Consider the following 18821-nt stretch of genomic DNA (forward strand, 5'->3'; position numbering starts at 1 on the left):
TTTTAAAATATTGTTATTTATTACACCTAAGGAGATACATCATGAATTTTTCTGCGAAGCAAGTAGTCTTTATTAGTTTTATGTTATTTTCAATGTTTTTCGGTGCAGGGAACCTTATTTTCCCACCTTTTCTCGGTCAATCAGCTGGGGAACATATTTGGCTGGCCTTAGCTGGTTTTATTGTTTCGGCAGTAGGGCTGCCGATATTAGGAGTGGTTGCAATTGCAAAGGTTGGAAGCTTGAATGAGCTGAACCTTAGAGTTCATCCTCTATTTGCTTTAATATTTCCATTTTTGATTTATATTGCAATCGGCCCAGGACTAGCGATTCCTCGTGCAGGAAGCTTAGCTTTTGAGATGGGGGCCGCACCGTTCTTACCGGAGAATTTGGTTGAAGGTCCAATCTCTTTATTACTCTATAGCATCGTCTTTTTTGGATTAGCGGCATGGCTGAGTATGTATCCCTCTAAATTGATTAGTCTCTTTGGGAAACTGTTGACGCCAATCCTTTTAACCTTGATAGCCATTATTTTTGTAAAGAGTTTAATGGATCCTATCGGTTCATTTTCATCGCCGGTTGGGAATTATCAAGAGAATCCCATGTTTCAAGGAATATTAGAGGGCTATTTAACAATGGATGCCTTAGCAGCACTGGCATTTGGAATTGTTATTGCGAACACCTTGACATCACAAGGTGTACTTGACTCTAAAAAGAAATCACGCTATATGATGTATGCAGGTTTAGGTGCTGGATTATTATTAACCGTGATTTATCTAATTTTAGGATATTTAGGCGCGGCGAGTTCTTCATTAGGACAAGCTGAAAATGGGGCCATCATTTTGTCCAACATCATGACCTACCTGTTTGGGAAAAGCGGAACCTTGCTACTAGGGATTGTCTTTACCCTTGCATGCTTCTGTGTGTCAATTGGTTTAATTACATCATGCAGCCAATTCTTCACCAATGCTATTCCGAGAGTCGCATATAAAGTATGGGTTGTTATATTAGCTGTTCTTAGTACTGCCATTGCAAATTTAGGATTAACGCAAATCCTGCAGATTTCAGTACCTATACTTGGAATGATATATCCAATTGCCATCGTTCTAATTTTCTTGGGTCTCATGGATGATTATATAAAAAGAAATCCATATATTTATGGCTCTGTAATCGGCTTTGTTGCTCTATTTAGTGTTTTAGACACAGTTAATAAAGTATTTTTAGAAAATCAATGGAATGGAGTATTTGAAATTCTTCCTTATTATATAGAAGGAATAGGGTGGCTACTTCCTGCGTTGGTTGGATTAATTGTTGGATATCTGTTAGGAAAGTTAAGAGATACTCCTGTACCAAGAACGAATCCATAGTCTATGGTAAAAAACGAGAAACCCATCGATGTTTCTCGTTTTTTTTGTTTTCGTTACTAGCCCTGAATGGTATGATTTAGTAATCAGTATCAATTATGGCAAATGGGAGAGGTGTAGTTATGCCAGATAAACAGGACGAATCAACTACTTTCAACAAGTATCAGAATTACATTGACTCATCAGAAAAACAGAGGGCTTTATATAGACGAACATTAATCATCGTTGTTTTATCACAAATATTTGGCGGTGCCGGGCTGGCAGCAGGCATCACGGTTGGGGCGCTTATAGCTCAAGATATGTTGGGAACCGATAGTTTTTCGGGTGTTCCAACAGCGTTATTCACCTTTGGTTCCGCAGGGGCTGCACTTCTTGTAGGGCGGTTATCTCAAAGATATGGCCGCAGGTCTGGATTGGCTGCTGGTTTTCTTGCCGGTGGAATAGGGGCAATCGGGGTGGTACTTGCAGCAATAACAAATAATATTCTCCTGTTATTTATCTCCTTATTAATCTATGGTTCTGGCGGTGCCACAAACTTACAAGCCCGTTATGCAGGAACAGACTTGGCAAGTCCTAAGCAGCGAGCCACAGCTATAAGTATTGCAATGGTATCAACAACATTTGGTGCTGTTGCTGGTCCTAACTTGGTTGATGTTATGGGGCAGTTTGCAATAAAAGTAGGTGTTCCAGTATTATCTGGACCCTTCATTTTAGCAGCAGCAACTTATATTCTAGCTGGTTTGATACTACTCCTTTTACTGCGCCCAGATCCGTTCATTGTTGCAAAAGCAATTGCGGATGAGAAGAGAAAGAACAAGACCATTCATTTAGATAGTCATACAAATACACTAGCGTTTAACAAAAGAGGAATCATCGCAGCAGCAACATTAATGGTGTTAACTCAATTGGTTATGGTCGCAATTATGACGATGACACCTGTACATATGGGGAAGCACGGACATGGTTTAAGTGAGGTTGGTATGATAATTGGGTTTCATGTAGGTGCTATGTATCTTCCATCACTTCTAACAGGAGTCCTTGTTGATAGGATTGGACGGCTATACATGGCAATTGCAGCGGGTGTTACCTTACTTTGTGCAGGGATACTTGCTGCCATGGCACCGGGTGAATCGATGACCCTCCTTACACTAGCCCTCATATTACTTGGCCTAGGCTGGAACTTCGGATTAATAAGTGGTACAGCTATTCTGGTAGATTCAACGAATCAGGCCAATCGTGCAAAAATACAAGGAACTGTTGATGTTATGGTTGCTTTATCCGGTGCCACGGGAGGCGTACTATCTGGGTTGGTTGTTGCGAATACCAGTTATGCGACACTATCCATTGCAGGTGGAATTCTTTCACTCCTCCTAATACCCGTGTTAATTTGGTCGAGTTCTAAAGCGGTAAAAGTTCAGGCGTGAATCCAAATGGACCTGCGCCTTAATTATGTTATTTTAATGCGAAACCCTTCCGATACGCGAAACATAGACTATTGTATCAATAAGGTAAGGGTGTCATATTTATGAGAAGGTTAAGACAAGTACAGCCAATGATTGGGCAGGCATGGACCGGCAGACATGTGGTATTGCTTCATTGTACAATGAATAATCAATTAATTAATGTATACAAAAGCTACCATGCACCAATCGAACCTCCACGCGAAAATTGTGCAGAAACTTTATCTCAATTACTAAGTATTGGCTATTCGCTAAAAGCAATTACAGCCATTTCACCGAATCAAATTCAATACTTTCTGGTTCTCGAATAAGTTACTATTTATAACCCACTAAAGCCGCTTTTAGTTTCTTAAAGTGGCTATTTTCTAATTCCCTTATGAGTATAATAGAATTTAAGAGAAGAATATTGGGGAGAGGGATAGGTATGATATTGACAATAGAAGATGCAAAAGAAATGGACATTGAAGATAGCTTATCCAAATTTCGAGAAGAATTTTACATAAAACCCAACACCATTTATTTGGATGGCAATTCATTAGGTCTTTTGTCTAAAAGAGCGGAGCGTACACTTTTAGAATCGTTAAACGATTGGAAAGAACATGGAATTGATGGCTGGACAAAAGGGAATCACCCATGGTTTTATTTATCAGAAACGCTAGGTAAGCGGATGGCACCCTTAGTAGGGGCTGCAGCTGATGAAGTTGTTGTGACCGGTTCAACAACAGTAAATCTACATCAACTTGTTGCCACTTTTTATAAGCCGGAAGGAAAGAAATCAAAAATTCTAGCAGATGAATTAACCTTTCCATCTGACATTTATGCCCTACAAAGTCAGCTTCGTATTCATGGACTTGACCCCAGTACCCATCTTATTACTGTAACAAGCAGGGATGGCCGCTTTTTAGATGAAGAAGTTATTATCGAAGCCATGACAGATGAAATTGCGCTGGTTATTTTGCCCACTGTCCTCTACAGGAGTGGTCAAATCTTAGATATAAAGAGGTTAGCAAGAGAGGCGAATAAAAGAGGCATCTTAATAGGTTTTGATGGATGTCATTCCATCGGTGCCATTCCGCATTCCTTTAGTGAATGGGGTGTTGATTTTGCTTATTGGTGTAATTATAAACATTTAAATGGCGGTCCAGGTAGTGTTGGCGGATTATATGTAAATAAGAAACATTTTGGAACTATGCCTGGTCTTGCAGGCTGGTTTGGTTCGAAAAAGGAAAAACAATTTGATATGGAACATACCTTAACACCATCTGAAACAGCAGGAGCTTATCAAATTGGGACCCCACATGTCTTAAGCCTTGCGCCATTAATTGGTGCTTTGGAAATTTTTGAGGAAGCCGGAATTAAAAACATCCGGAAAAAGTCATTAAAGATTAATAGATTTCTTATGGATTTGGTGAAACAAGAGTTATCAGAAATGGGTTTTATCATTGGAAATCCTCTGGAAGATAATCGCCGTGGAGGCCATATCAGTTTAGAACATAAGGAAGCGGCCCGTATTTGTAAGGCCTTGAAAGAAAATGGAATTATTCCGGATTTCCGATCACCTAACATTATTCGGATTGCTCCTGTTGCGCTATATACCTCATATGGTGAGGTGTGGGAAGCGGTTCAAATACTAAAGAGAATTATGATAGAAAAGCAATATGAAAATTTTAAGAATGAAAGAGAAGTTGTGGCATAAGAGTGTAAACAGGGGGGTTAGCAAATAATGAATTCACCTGAAGAAAAAAGCAAATTAGAATTAGAGAAAAATATTCAAACAGACTTTCAAAAAGCAATGACATATGGCGATTACCTTCATCTTGATAAGATACTATCTAGTCAACAACGGCTTTCTGGTCATCATGATGAAATGTTATTTATTATTATCCATCAAACAAGTGAGTTATGGATGAAATTAATTATTCATGAATTAACAGAGGCGATTCAATCTATTCACAAGAACGAGCTAGAGCCTTCTTGTAAAATTCTATCGCGCATTTCGCGAATTCAGCAGCAATTGATTCAATCATGGAGTGTACTCTCTACCTTGACACCTTCAGAATACCTGGAGTTTAGAGATAAACTAGGTCATTCCTCCGGGTTTCAGTCCTTTCAGAACCGATTGATTGAATTTGCCTTAGGGAACAAAAATGTTCATACGCTTACAGTTTACAAGCATCAAAAAGAATTATATGAGGAAATGGTGGTGGCTCTCCATAAACCAAGTATTTATGATGCAGCCATCCAAGCACTTGTTGCTCGGGGAATTCCTGTGAATGAAGAGGTCTTACATCGCGATTTGTCTAAAAACTATGAACCAAATGAAAGTGTGGAAGAAGCATGGCTGACAGTCTACCGTAACGTTGACCAATACTGGGACTTGTACGAGCTGGCTGAGAAGTTAGTTGATATAGCGAATCAACAGCAATTATGGCGATTTAACCATATGAGTACAGTTGAGAGAATCATAGGTCATAAAACAGGAACTGGCGGATCATCAGGTGTAACCTATTTGAAAAGAGTTCTAGATCAGCAATTCTTTCCTGAGCTTTGGAGCTTACGAACAAAATTATAGAATAGGATCAAATCCACCGTTTTACTTCAATGGTGGATATTTTTAAATTTGTTTGATTCTAGTATGACTTTCAGAGGTGCTATTATATACTTAATTATAGTAATTTAGGAAATGGGGATTGGAATATGAAACCAAAGATAATCGTTTATAAAAAAGTGGATAAAAAGGTAATCAATCTATTAAATGAATATTTTAAGGTTATTTATTTTGAGAAATTGTATCATCAATCATATCCACAATTTCTAGAAGAATTAAAGGACGCCCAAGGAATAATGGGGTCAGGTTTAAAAGTAGATAGTGAATTTTTAAACCTTGCACCTCAGTTGAAAATTGTTTGTAACACATCTGTAGGATACGACAATCTGGATTTGCCGGCTTTGGCAGACAGAGGAATCATGGCGACGAATACACCAGAGGTATTGAATGACACTGTAGCGGATACGATTATGGGATTAATTCTTTCCACTGCTAGAAGAATACCAGAATTAGATCATTTAGTGAAAACGGGTCAATGGGAAACAGGACTCGAAGAAAAAGCGTTTGGTGTGGATGTTCATCACAAGGTACTCGGGATTATCGGAATGGGAGGGATTGGTTCTGAAGTAGCTAAAAGAGCACATTTTGGATTTGACATGGAGATTCTATATCATAATCGTTCCCAGAACCAAGAAGTTGAACAAAAGTTTGGCGCTACATATTGTTCGATGGAAGACTTGTTACAGAAGTCTGATTTTGTATGCTTAATGACACCGCTGACTCCTCAAACAGAAAAGTTAATGGGAACAAGAGAATTCGAGTTCATGAAAGAGTCGTCGATCTTTATTAACGCTTCTAGAGGGAAAACCGTAGATGAAGAAGCAATGATTCATGCACTTCAAACAGGGAAAATTCTTGGGGCAGGACTTGATGTTTTTGTGCAGGAACCAGTGATGAAGGACAATCCTCTTCTATTCATGAAGAATGTTGTCACACTACCGCATATAGGTTCAGCAACTTATGAAACAAGATTCAAAATGGCGATGTTAGCTGCAACAAACCTAATCGCAGGATTACAGGGGAAACTACCACCCAACTTAATTAAATAATCTACTAAAAATGCTACTCATTTTATTAATGAGTAGTTTTTTTAATCCTCTCAAAATATTTATGGCTTAAAAATAAATAGTATAGCAAACAATAATAATTAGTCTTTATAAGTCGAGTGATAATCGTAATTTGGAGGTATAGGTATGAGTCGACTAGACAGGCTCAAAATGGGGAAAGTAGAAACCAATCACTTTCAACAGTTTAATGAGTTATTACGATATGTATTCCAAGTAACCAAGAAGGATTTACAAATGGTGGGCTGGGAAGAACGCGAAATAGCTTTAGCGAAGAAACCAGTATTGGATCAGGCAGATGTGTTAGGCTGGTTTGATGGTGAAAAACTCGTATCACAATTAGCTGTTTACCCTTTTCAGGTAAATATTTTTGGAGTGTCATTTCAGATGGGGGGGCTGACAGGCGTCGGCACTTATCCAGAATATGCAAATATGGGGCTAATGTATAAGTTAATGAGGCAGGCGCTTGCAGATATGCGGGAAAGAAAGCAATCGATATCTTATTTATTTCCCTATTCGATTCCCTATTATCGCCGTAGAGGCTGGGAGATTATTTCAGATAAGATGACATTTGAAGTAAAAGATGTTCAATTGCCTAAGATAAAGAAGGTTCCAGGATATGTGGAAAGATTGCATATCGAACACCAAGATATAAGACAAGTATACAGTCTCTTTTCTAGTAATATGCATGCAGCCATGCTTCGAAATGACTTGGCGTGGGATGAGTATTGGAGATGGGATGTAGATGAATTAACGGCAGCACTTTATTATGACAGCTCACACAGGCCCCAAGGGTATCTGCTGTATTGGATATCTGAGGATGTGCTTCATATTAAGGAAATGATTTATATGAACCAAGAGGCAAGAATGGGATTATGGAATTTTATTGGGGCACATTTTTCAATGGTGTCAAAGGTTACAGGGAACATCTTTATGAATGAACCTTTAGCTTTTTGGCTGGAGGATGGAGATATTAAAGAAACAATCTCTCCCTATTTTATGGCGCGGATTGTTTGTGTCGAACAGTTTATTGCTCAATATCCTTTTAGACCAACAGGAACTGGTGTACAGTTAACGTTTAAGCTTGAGGACCCAATGCTTGAGTGGAATCAAGGAATATTCACATTAAAAGTCTCTCCATCAGGTCAAGGTGAATTATTTAATAGTTCAGAAGAGCCAACCTTTTCTCTCGATATACAGACACTGACGACCATGTTGCTCAGTTATAAGAGACCCTCATACTTGGCTGCCATTTTACGACTAAAGGGAAATAAACAGGTTGTTGAGATATTGGAGAATATTATTGAGAGGCAGACACCTTACTTTTCGGATTACTACTAATAATTAAAACTAGGAAGGGTGATACCTAATGAAAGAAAAAGGTGGAGAACCTCAATTTCAAAGTGGGAAGAATCTTAAAAAAGCTGAAAAAGGGTTATATGGACTTGACCCAGAAATGAGTTTGTTGTCGGTTAATTTTGCAACCACAGAAAATCCTTATTTGAATGAACATTACCAAGAGGACTCTAAAAATAATGAGTCCGAATAAGAAAGTTAGCCAGAAATGCCAAATGAATATAGTCCTGGAATAAGTGATTTATTTAATTAATGAAAAAGGATGAGACACAATCGTGCTCATCCTCTTCGTCATTAAATTAACAATCACCATGCTTATTAGGATGTAAGGGCGGAGGAATTAGCCATCCTTTTTCCTTATTTAAACGGAGTACTTTTCCTCCAAGTGCGACCTTTTGTGCATGGAATTGTGCATTCATCATAGCTATGTCTTCCCTGATTGATTTCCCTATTGCTTGACTGCAGGCTACTAACCCAGCGGCTATATCAGCAGAGAGGCCAGCAGCAATGGCTGGGTCTATGATTCGAGCACCAACTGGAATATCTTCTAAACATGCTTCAGGCGGCTCTGGTTGCCCAGGCGGTAACCCAATGCCGTTTTCTTTTAAAAGTTCTTCTAATTGCTTGTTTTCACCCTGACAAAGTTCACTTGCTTCTACTAATAACTTCTTTAGATCCTCATCACCTGCATGATTTAACATGGTTTGATAGCCTGCAATCTTCCCGTTATTCACTAATACAGCCGACCATAAATCAAATACTTCGCCATAGTGTAAAGGCTCTTCTTTAGGGTTTCCACTTAAAATTCCCATTGTTGCCCTCCTTAGTGTGTATGAAAATTTGTTCATTATCAGTGCCACCTTTCATTAAGCACATAGATAGGATAACCATCTTACCTAGCAACCATGAGTTTTAAATCCTTATACCAATGTTAATTTCTGGACATGTATCAGTCATGTTTTTCATAAGATGTACAAGTTAAGACTAAGGCTGAGTGGAGTGGAGGGGTTATTTGAGTATCAGCATATTAGTGAGTTACATCATTTTGGGATTTACATTGGCAGCTCCGATTGGGCCAGTAAATTCTGCGCGATTAGATAAGGGGATTAAGAATGGGTTTTGGCATGCATGGATTGTGGGTGCTGGCTCTATGGTGGCAGATGGATTTTTTATGCTGCTGGTTTATTTAGGGATGGTCCAATTTTTGGGGATTCCTATTATCCAAATATTTCTTTGGTTATTCGGTGGCTTTATCCTTATTTATTCGGGATTAGAAAGTATCAAAAATGCTAGTACAATCACCTTAACGTATAGCAGGGAAAAAGAATCATTAATGAGGTGTTTTCTGACAGGGTTCATAATGTCCATTACCAGTCCATTATCGGTGCTGTTTTGGTTAGGTATTTATGGCTCGGTATTAGCAAAAACAGCCCAAACAAATGGAACAGAATCTCTTCTTATTTATAGCTGTATGATTTTCCTTGGTTTAACCATTTGGGATGTATTTGTTGCTGCCCTAACAACAGGCTTCAGAAAACTTCTGACGGTAAAAAGCTTGATTGCTATCTCCATTATTTCTGGTGCTTCACTCGTTTTGTTTGGTCTTTATTTTGGCTTCCAGGGCATTCATGCACTCATTAGTTAAAGAACTTTTTATACCCGACCCTCACTTGACTTTTGAAATAATATCCGTATAATACAAATTTGTGTTGAGTTATTTTATAATCTGTTCATAAATTATTCATAATTTGCTGGTACAATAAATGATAGATTTAATAATAGATTAGATTATTAATATAAATTATCCAACTTAAATAAGTATTATTTCTTAAGGCAGGTGCAAAAAAATGAATAACTTTACTCAAAAGGGTCAGGGTATTTTAAATAAATATATTGGCTTTTTCTTTTTGGCTGTATTCTTCCTTTGGCTGAAAACCTATATAGCTCAATTAACTCAATTTGATTTAGGTATTGAAAATACACTACAAAAGTTCCTATTATTTATTAATCCGTTAGGGTCATCTTTATTATTTTTAGGATTGGCTTCATTATTTAAAGGGCGCAAAAAATATATTGCCTTACTTGTGATTGATTTCTTTTTATCCTTTCTTTTATTCGCCAATGTTGTGTATTACAGGTTTTTTAATGACTTCATTACTTTACCGACATTAACTCAAACTCAAAACTTTGGTGACGTAAGCGGAAGTGTCGTAACATTATTAAGACCATATGATTTCTTATTCTTTATGGATATCATTCTTTTGGTTGCTTTACTTGCTTTCCGCTTCGTGAGAGTGGAATTTAAGGATATGAATCGCAGAAAAGTAGCTGCTTTATTTTCTTTATCACTGGCTATTTCATGTGGAAATCTTGGACTAGCTGAAAGTGATCGTCCTCAATTGTTAACAAGAGGATTTGACCGTAATTATATTGTGAAGTATTTAGGTATGTACAATTACACGATTTATGATGCTGTGAAAAGCACAAAAGCTTCCGCACAAAGAGTTATGGCAAACAGTGACGATATGACGGAAGTTATTAACTATACAAAATCAAACTACGCTCAACCGAATCCTGCATACTTTGGTGCGGGTAAAGGAATGAATGTGATTTATTTACATCTTGAATCAATGCAAAACTTCCTTATTGACTACAAGTTAAATGGGGAAGAAGTAACACCGTTTTTAAATTCATTAACAAAAGATCAAAACACGCTTTATTTTGATAACTTCTTCCATCAGACTGCACAAGGTAAAACATCTGATGCAGAATTTATCCTGGAAAATTCATTATATGGATTACCACAGGGTTCTGCTTTTACAACAAAAGGTTTAAATACGTATCAAGCAGCACCTGCAATTCTTGGTCAGCAAGGCTATACGTCTGCTGTCTTCCACGGGAACTCAGGAAGCTTTTGGAATCGTGATGAAATTTACAAATCGTTTGGTTATAACAACTTTTTTGATGAAAAATACTATGATATGAAACCTGAAGACCTTGCTGAATATGGTCTCATGGACAAGCCGTTCTTCGAACAATCAATTCCAATGTTGGAATCATTGCCACAGCCGTTTTATACAAAGTTTATGACTGTAACACACCATTATCCGTACCCTCTTGCTGAAGGAGAAGCAACAATTGCACCGCATACTACGGGTGATAAATCAGTTGATACTTACTTCCAAACTGCTCGTTATGCGGACGAAGCTTTGAAACAATTCTTTGATTACCTGAAAGAATCTGGGTTATATGATAATTCTATCATTGTCATGTACGGTGATCATTATGGTATTTCAGAAAATCATAATAAAGCAATGGAACAAGTTCTTGGTAAAGAAATTACAGATTTCGATAGTGCTGGATTACAACGCGTGCCTTTCTTTATTCGTGTACCTGGGATAGAGGGTGGAGTTAACCACGAATATGGCGGACAAATTGATATCCTGCCTACATTGCTTCACTTGTTAGGTATTGATACAAAAGATTATGTTCAGTTTGGAACTGACCTTTTATCCGAACAGCATGATGATCTTGTTCCTTTCCGTGATGGAAACTTTATGAGCGCAACGATTTCATCCGTAGATGGTAAATTCTACGATTCAACAACTGGATTGAAATTAGATGAAAATAGAATGGAAGAGGCAATGAACCTCCAAACAATAGTTGAAAATAAATTAGCTCTGTCAGATAAAGTTGTAAATGGAGACCTATTACGCTTCTATACTCCTGAAAACTTTACACCTATTGACCGAACACAATATAATTACAACCAAACTCAAAATGATGAAGAATAAACTTTAAACCTGGCTGTTTAGGAATTCCTAAACAGTCTTTTTGTATTATTTTTTATTAAAAATGTCTAAAATATGAATTTTTTTAATACATAAAAATTTAGAAGGAAAGTTTCCTTTGATTGTCGAATGAATGAAGGACAGATGGGGGATGAGACAAATGATATTACAAATGTCTGCTGCAAATCATGTTGTTACAGGGGAAAAGGCGTGCATTCTATGCAGTAAGGACTTTGAGTATGCTGCAATCCTTAGTGGAGAAAAAAATGTAGAGGATTTGTCATCAATCTATAAGGGAAAAGTAGTAACCGATCAAGTGGTTGTTCTAAAAAAGAATTTTGCCAACAATGGAGCGTTACACATTATTGATGTTGAGATTACAGTTAGATGCCCACATTGTCAATCGAATCATCGATTTAATCAGTTTCTTACATTGCAATCATAGTAATTAATAAGATAAAGTTAAAAGCACCTAATAATGGTGCTTTTATCGTGTAGAATAAGGACTTTTTGAAAAAATTCAGAAAAGGTCTAGGACCAGCCTGGTTCGAATATTTACTAATAATAAATTACTGTAAGGAGGTAACAAATGTCAGTCTATACTTCTAGAAATGATGTACCAGTTAATGAGAAATGGAGCCTTGAAGACATTTATTCCGATTTAACTAAATGGGAAAACGACCTTCGACTGGTTGAAAAAATGGCCGAACAACTGAAGCAATTTGATGGAACCATTAAAGATGGTAAGAGTCTGTATCAATATTTAAAACAAAGAGAGGAATTATCGTATACATTCAATCATGTCTATGCTTATGCCATGTTGAGGGTAGATGAGGATACCAGGGAATCTAGCTCACAATCTTTATTAGACCGTGCCAAAGGACTAAGTGTTAAGGTTAGCTCCTCAACATCGTTTTTTATGCCATATTTATTAGGTTTAGATAAAGAAACCTTGAGTAATTTTATCGCAGAAGAAGAGGGGCTTAAGTACTTTGAGGAGGATTTGTATGAATCCTTTCGATACAAGACACATGTCCTTAGTAAAGAGCAGGAGGAAGTTTTATCACAATTAGGCGAAGCACTGTCTGCTCCAAGTACAACCTTTGGGATGATCAATAATGCGGATATTAAGTTTGGTGAAGTAACCAATACCAATGGTGAAAAGCTTCCGTTGACAAGAGGGATGTATTCGAAATTAATTGAGGATGAAGATCGGGAAAGACGGAGGGAAGCTTATAAGGCCTATTATAAGCCATATGTTGAATTAAAGAATTCCATTGCGAGTACACTGTCTGCAGCAATCAAAAATAACGTCACCCTAGCAAAAATCAGGAAATATCCTTCTGCATTAGAAAAAGCCCTATTCGGTGATATGGTGCCAAAGGAAGTATATGAGAATTTAATTACGGCAACAAAAGAAAATATCGCACCCCTTCACAGGTATTCAGAAATCCGCAAGCAAAAGCTGCAGCTAGACGAACTTAGGCAATATGATATGTCCGTTCCATTAGTACAAGGTGTAAAACAGGTCATACCCTATGAAGAAGCTTATGAAACTATGATAAAGGCTCTAGAACCTCTTGGGGAAGAATATATAACCATCCTAAAAGAATTTAAGGATGCCAGGTATATTGATGTCCGTGAGACTCCTGGTAAGCGCTCTGGTGCTTATAATTTGGGGATATATGGGGTTCATCCATTTATCTTATTAAATCATCAAGATGATTTGGATAGTTTATTTACGCTTGCCCATGAGTGTGGTCATGGGGTCCATAGTAAATTAAGCTCTCAGCATCAGCCTCAAATTACGGCACGTTATAGTATTTTTGTCGCTGAAGTGGCTTCTACAGTCAACGAAATTTTGCTGATTAATTATTTATTAAATACAGAAAAGAACCTTGAAGTAAGGAAGCATTTATTAAATCATTTTATTGACCAATTTAAGGGAACATTCTTTACTCAAGTTATGTTTGCAGAATTTGAAAAAATCACTCATGAGCTGGCAGAAAAGGGTACCCCATTAAATGTTGAGGTATTTAATCAGACTTATGAAAACTTGTTCAGGAGATACAATGGGAATGTGGTGGTTTTTGACGATGAAGTGAAGTTTGGCTGGTCCAGAATTCCGCATTTCTATCGACCATTTTATGTCTATAAATACGCAACTGGTTTTGCCTCGGCGATTCATTTAGCAACGAAAATTCTTGAAGGAGATAAAGAAACGTTACAATCCTACCTTACCTTCTTAAAGAGTGGAAGTTCTGATTATCCACTTGAGTTGTTGAAAAAGACTGGAGTAGATTTAACCACGCCAGTGCCAATAGAAAATGCCATGAAAAAGTTTGGAGAATTGGTGGAAGAATTCTCTGCTTTATAATTGTAAAAGGATGTCACAAATTTTCTTTTGTGACATCTTTTTTTATCACCGTTAATTGTTGCATGGTATGATGTGTTTAAGAATATATTTACTCATACTCAAGATTACCTTAAATGAAAATAGGTGATTAATATTTGGAAAAAAATCATTTCCTTAATCGGGATAATATTGATCATTTTTTTAGTTATTCATAATACTGAAACGTTCCAATTACTCAGAATTGGAGATTTGGATTCTATCATACTGTCTTTGAAAGATACTACATTTTCAAAATTCTTCTTTACTTTTATTATTATGGTCATTCAAAATTCATTTACCATCATTCCACTCATTATTATCATTACGATTAACTATGCATTGTTCGGTTTTTTTAATGGCCTTATTTGGAGTTGGTTCACAAGTATCATTGCTGCGGGCATTTGGTTTATTTGCAGCCGTTATTTTTTCAATGATTGGGTACAGAAAAAAACGAATCCAGAACTATTATCAAAGATGGAGCAGAATGGTCTGCTATTTGTGTTTCAAGCTAGAATTATTCCGTTTGTACCGACGAGCTTAATCAATATTTTGAGTGGATTAAGTTCTATCACCTTTAAACATTTTATGTTGGGGACGATGTTTGGAAATCTCATCTTTTTCTTTGTGTTAACGCTCATTCCCGCAGGATTCATGGAGGGGAATATGGAGCAAAATATTCTGTTTGGTTTAGCGCTCGTTTTTATAGGATTGGTTATCTTCTATCAGTTAAAGAAAAAGCAGAAAAGAAGGAAACAAGTAAATTAATTGAACTTTTATTTTATATCTTGCACAATCAAAGAAATTATTGTACTCTAATATTTGCTTGTTAAATAGACTGTAAAGCCTCTTTTTCTAGTTTGGAAAGAAGAGGTTTTTTTATGTGAATAGAAAGAAAGGGTGTTTACTATGAGTACAAACAAAATAGGCAATCCATGGGCGCTGCTACCATTTGCTGTATTTTTAGTATTATTTATCGGGTCGGGAATTATCACGGGCGATTTTTATAATTTTCCGGTTATTGTGGCAATTCTTATTGCAGCAGGTGTTGCATTAACGATGAATAAGAAAGAAACATTTAATCAGAAGGTTGAAATTTTCACTAGAGGTGCAGGAGAGTCAAATATCATGCTAATGGTTATGATTTTCCTTTTAGCTGGTGCCTTTTCAGCAATCGCTAAAGGCATGGGTGCAGTTGATTCTACAGTCAATATGACATTATCTGTGGTCCCTCAAAATTTGTTGATGGTCGGAGTTTTTATGATTGCTTGTTTTATTTCCTTGTCAATGGGGACAAGCGTGGGAACCATTGTCGCATTGGCACCAATAGGAGTTGGCATCAGTGAGCAAACAGATATATCTCTTGCTCTTTCGATGGCAGCAGTGATTGGCGGAGCCATGTTTGGGGATAACTTGTCGTTTATTTCGGATACGACGATTGCAGCAGTAAGGACGCAAGGGACAAAAATGAAAGATAAATTTAAATTGAATTTTCTTATTGTTCTTCCTGCCGCCATTATTACTTGTATCATTCTTGCTATATTAACAATGGGTGAACAAGCCAATATCAGTCAACAATCCTTTAATTGGATAAAGATACTACCCTATCTAGGTGTACTCATTACTGCTTTGGCAGGAGTAAATGTATTTTTGGTTCTAGCTTTTGGAATACTGTTTGCCGGTATTATCGGGATTGTTGATGGCAGTTATAATCTAATGGAACTCATTCAGAAAACTGGCGAAGGTATGGCGGGAATGTATGAAATATCCTTCCTGGCAATTTTAATTGCAGGTATGGTGGAAGTAATAAAGCATAATGGAGGGATTGACTATTTACTCCATCTCGTAACGAGTAGAATTAAGACGAAAAAAGGTGCTGAATTTGGGATTGCAGGACTTGTAAGCTTAACAGATCTTTCAACAGCCAATAATACAATATCAATCGTTATTGCTGGACCGCTTGCCAAGAATATAGCAGATCAGTACGGAATTGACCCTCGGAGGTCGGCAAGTTTACTCGACGTTTTTTCTTGCAGCATTCAAGGCTTAATCCCATATGGAGCGCAAATGCTCGTTGCTGCGGGGGTGGCTGGTATCTCCCCAGTTAGTATTTTAGCCTACTCTTATTACCCAGTATTAATAGGGATCTGTGCAGTGGCAGCCATTTTAACTGGTCTCCCAAGGCTTACAATAAAAAGTGCTAAAGAAAGTACAACCAAACAATTACGTTCTGATCTCCAATGATCAGAGCGTTTTTTTTGCATAATCGAGAGGTATTAAATAAAGTAATGAGTAATAATAAATTCTTGAGTTAAGAAGGTGAGGTAAATGTGTATTGAAATCGTACCATTAGGTGATTGTGCAATCACGATTACCTTTGGTAATAGGATTGATGAAAGGCTTCATCAACAAATACAACAATTTCTACATCTTTTTAGACGAAGTAAGGTGGTTGGTGTATTCGAGAGTGTTCCGGCCTATACTTCTATTTCCATTTTTTATGACCCCACAATAATTACTTATAGTCAATTAGAGAAAGAAGTATTTTCAACCTATAAGTTCGCACTGGAAACACCTCAAATAGATTCAATTGTCTATAAGATCCCGGTTTATTATGGAGGGACAACAGGGCCAGATTTAAGATTCATTGCCGATTACAATAAAATGAGTGAGCAGGAAGTCATTAACCTTCATGCAAACAAAGAATATTTGATACATATGATTGGGTTTGTACCAGGTTTCCCCTATCTTGGTGGACTTTCCCCTAAAATCGCCTCTCCGCGTCTAGAAAAGCCGAGGCCCAAAATAGCGGCAGGGTCTGTAGGGATTGGGGGAAAGCAAACGGGGATTTATCCTGCTGAAGTACCTTCGGGTTGGAGGATTATTGGAATTACCCCTTTACGTCTATTTGATATCGAGAATGAAAATCCGTCGCTTTTGTCGGCAGGAAATTATGTAACCTTCCAGCCTGTGGTTTATGAAGAGTTTCTTTCACTAAAAGAAAGAGTAGCTACTAAAAAGTATGAAATATTGACTTACAAAAAGGGAGGGTAATAATGGACATGAATCTTATTGACCTTAATTGTGATCTTGGAGAGAGTTATGGGGTATATAAAATTGGAAATGATAAGGAAATTTTGAAGCATATCACTTCTGCCAATATTGCTTGCGGCTACCATGCTGGTGATCATAATGTGATGATGGAGACCGTAAAACTAGCTAAAAAGTATCATGTGCGAATTGGCGCCCATCCTGGATTTCCTGATTTAGCAGGATTTGGCCGGAGAGAGATGAATATTAGTCCAACAGAAATCTATAATCTCATCCTCTATCAAATTGGTGCACTAGCAGCGATTTGTCAAGCACAAGGTGTAGCATTGGTTCATGTAAAGCCGCATGGTGCACTATATAATATGGCAGCCAGCAGTCGTTTAATCGCTGATGCTATCGCACAGGCTGTAGCAGATTATGATAGGAGATTTATCCTTTTTGGTTTATCAGGGAGTGAACTTATACAGGCAGGTAAAGAAAAAGGCTTGCTGACAGCATCTGAAGTATTTGCTGATCGTACCTATCAGCCAAATGGAACATTAACATCAAGAAACGAACAGAACAGTATGATTCATGATGTGAAGGTTGCTGCACAAAGAATGATTCGAATGGTTAAGGAAGGTAAAGTAACAGCAACAGATGGAACCGACATAGATATCTGTGTAGATACAATTTGTGTTCACGGTGATGAACCTGCTGCCTTAGATTTTAGTAAGGAACTAAAGGAAGCTTTAGTAAATGAAAATATTGAGATAAGAAAGAGTTGGTAAGTAAGATGAATACGCCAATCTTTAAGGTAATAAAGCCAGGATTGCAAACAACCGTGCAAGACCTTGGGAGATATGGATTTCGTGAATACGGGGTTAGCCCATCTGGAGCAATGGATTCCTACTCTCTGCAAATGGGAAATTTATTAGTTGGAAACGTTTTAGGTGAAGCTGCACTTGAGGCACCACTTATTGGACCCGTTTTATTGGCTTTGCATGATATCTCTATTGCAATTAGCGGCGGAAATTTCACTCCGGAAATTAATAATCAGGAGGTACCACTTTGGAAAAGCATCGTCATCAAGAAGGGACAAACTCTCTCGTTTGGCAGCATAAAAGAGGGAGCAAATACGTATATAAGTGTTGCTGGAGGTATACACGTTCCACAGGTACTGAATAGTAAATCAACCTATTTAACTGGGGGTTTTGGTGGTTTAGATGGCAGGGCTTTAATAGAAGAAGATATCCTTTATGGGAAACCTTCTATCAGAAGAAATAGATTTCTTCACTCAAAGTTTATCCCAGAATATAAAAGTCCATTATTCGTTAGAATAATAGCAGGTCCTCATAAAGATGCATTTACGCCATTAGGATTCGAAACATTCCTAACTGGAGAATATATCATATCTTCTCAATCAAACCGAATGGGATTCCAATTATCAGGGCCAAAAATTGAGCATAGCAGTACAGCAGATATTATTTCGGATGCCATTCCCTTAGGGGGAATTCAAGTACCGTCAAGCGGGCAGCCAATTATTCTCATGGCTGAGCACCAAACTACAGGAGGCTATTCAAGAATAGGAAGTGTCATATCAACAGATATCCCTCTTCTTGCTCAAGCTAAACCGGGAACAAGGATAAGATTTAAGGAGATTTCCCTTCACGCTGCTCAAAAACTCGTAATTGAGAGTAGGAATAGAATAAAATATTTAGACTGGATATCTCGGTCTTAACTATCCAAAATGTGAACT

At 37.5% G+C, this 18821-nt stretch carries 18 protein-coding genes; 17 read left to right on the top strand and 1 reads right to left on the bottom strand.

Features of this window, described 5'->3' with window-relative positions; genetic code table 11:
• The first annotated feature begins 41 nt into the window (after nt 1-41).
• From brnQ to M3189_RS04125, 8 genes are all read left to right on the top strand, one after another.
• The gene (gene brnQ, locus M3189_RS04090) at nt 42-1364 is read left to right on the top strand and encodes a branched-chain amino acid transport system II carrier protein (RefSeq protein ID WP_251632338.1); all 1323 of its coding nucleotides are present in this window, start codon (nt 42-44) and stop codon (nt 1362-1364) included.
• A 119-nt stretch (nt 1365-1483) separates the two neighbouring features.
• Nucleotides 1484-2785, top strand: coding sequence for an MFS transporter (locus M3189_RS04095; protein ID WP_251632340.1), 1302 nt, complete (start codon nt 1484-1486; stop codon nt 2783-2785).
• Between the two features lie 101 nt (nt 2786-2886).
• A complete protein-coding gene (locus M3189_RS04100) occupies nt 2887-3132 on the top strand; it encodes a hypothetical protein (RefSeq protein WP_251632342.1) in 246 nt (81 codons plus the stop codon).
• A 113-nt stretch (nt 3133-3245) separates the two neighbouring features.
• Nucleotides 3246-4517: a kynureninase gene (gene kynU, locus M3189_RS04105; RefSeq protein WP_251632344.1), complete on the top strand. Its 1272-nt coding sequence runs from the start codon at nt 3246-3248 to the stop codon at nt 4515-4517.
• Between the two features lie 27 nt (nt 4518-4544).
• A complete protein-coding gene (gene kynA / locus M3189_RS04110; protein WP_251632346.1) occupies nt 4545-5393 on the top strand; it encodes a tryptophan 2,3-dioxygenase in 849 nt (282 codons plus the stop codon).
• A gap of 125 nt (nt 5394-5518) precedes the next feature.
• Nucleotides 5519-6478: a 2-hydroxyacid dehydrogenase gene (locus M3189_RS04115; RefSeq protein ID WP_251632347.1), complete on the top strand. Its 960-nt coding sequence runs from the start codon at nt 5519-5521 to the stop codon at nt 6476-6478.
• Between the two features lie 144 nt (nt 6479-6622).
• Nucleotides 6623-7834: a GNAT family N-acetyltransferase gene (locus tag M3189_RS04120; protein ID WP_251632349.1), complete on the top strand. Its 1212-nt coding sequence runs from the start codon at nt 6623-6625 to the stop codon at nt 7832-7834.
• Between the two features lie 28 nt (nt 7835-7862).
• Nucleotides 7863-8042 carry a hypothetical protein gene (locus M3189_RS04125; protein WP_251632351.1) on the top strand — a complete coding sequence of 60 codons (180 nt, stop codon included), beginning with the start codon at nt 7863-7865 and terminating at the stop codon, nt 8040-8042.
• Between the two features lie 106 nt (nt 8043-8148).
• Here M3189_RS04125 and M3189_RS04130 read toward each other — a convergent pair whose 3' ends face one another.
• Nucleotides 8149-8661 (bottom strand): DUF3231 family protein, encoded by a 513-nt coding sequence (locus M3189_RS04130; RefSeq protein WP_251632353.1) that lies wholly within the window; start codon nt 8659-8661, stop codon nt 8149-8151.
• 200 nt (nt 8662-8861) lie between these two features.
• On the opposite strand from M3189_RS04130, the gene M3189_RS04135 reads away from it, so the two are divergent.
• From M3189_RS04135 to M3189_RS04175, 9 genes are all read left to right on the top strand, one after another.
• A complete protein-coding gene (locus M3189_RS04135) occupies nt 8862-9494 on the top strand; it encodes a LysE family transporter (protein WP_251632355.1) in 633 nt (210 codons plus the stop codon).
• A 202-nt stretch (nt 9495-9696) separates the two neighbouring features.
• Entirely contained in the window at nt 9697-11643 is a 1947-nt protein-coding gene (locus tag M3189_RS04140) for an LTA synthase family protein (protein ID WP_251632357.1), read from the top strand.
• A 157-nt stretch (nt 11644-11800) separates the two neighbouring features.
• Entirely contained in the window at nt 11801-12085 is a 285-nt protein-coding gene (locus M3189_RS04145) for a hypothetical protein (protein WP_251632359.1), read from the top strand.
• 144 nt (nt 12086-12229) lie between these two features.
• Complete coding sequence (pepF, locus tag M3189_RS04150; RefSeq protein WP_251632361.1) at nt 12230-14017, top strand: oligoendopeptidase F; 1788 nt, start codon at nt 12230-12232, stop codon at nt 14015-14017.
• Between the two features lie 249 nt (nt 14018-14266).
• Complete coding sequence (locus M3189_RS04155) at nt 14267-14800, top strand: TVP38/TMEM64 family protein (RefSeq protein WP_251632363.1); 534 nt, start codon at nt 14267-14269, stop codon at nt 14798-14800.
• 141 nt (nt 14801-14941) lie between these two features.
• Complete coding sequence (locus tag M3189_RS04160; protein ID WP_251632364.1) at nt 14942-16276, top strand: Na+/H+ antiporter NhaC family protein; 1335 nt, start codon at nt 14942-14944, stop codon at nt 16274-16276.
• 84 nt (nt 16277-16360) lie between these two features.
• On the top strand, nt 16361-17086 hold the full coding sequence (gene pxpB / locus M3189_RS04165) for a 5-oxoprolinase subunit PxpB (protein WP_251632366.1): 726 nt from the start codon (nt 16361-16363) through the stop codon (nt 17084-17086).
• 8 nt (nt 17087-17094) lie between these two features.
• Nucleotides 17095-17853: a LamB/YcsF family protein gene (locus tag M3189_RS04170; protein ID WP_251632985.1), complete on the top strand. Its 759-nt coding sequence runs from the start codon at nt 17095-17097 to the stop codon at nt 17851-17853.
• A 5-nt stretch (nt 17854-17858) separates the two neighbouring features.
• Nucleotides 17859-18803: a biotin-dependent carboxyltransferase family protein gene (locus tag M3189_RS04175; RefSeq protein ID WP_251632368.1), complete on the top strand. Its 945-nt coding sequence runs from the start codon at nt 17859-17861 to the stop codon at nt 18801-18803.
• Nucleotides 18804-18821 lie beyond the last annotated feature (18 nt).

Origin of the sequence: Neobacillus niacini (assembly GCF_023715415.1) — a bacterium.
GTDB lineage: Bacteria > Bacillota > Bacilli > Bacillales > Cytobacillaceae > Neobacillus > Neobacillus niacini_C.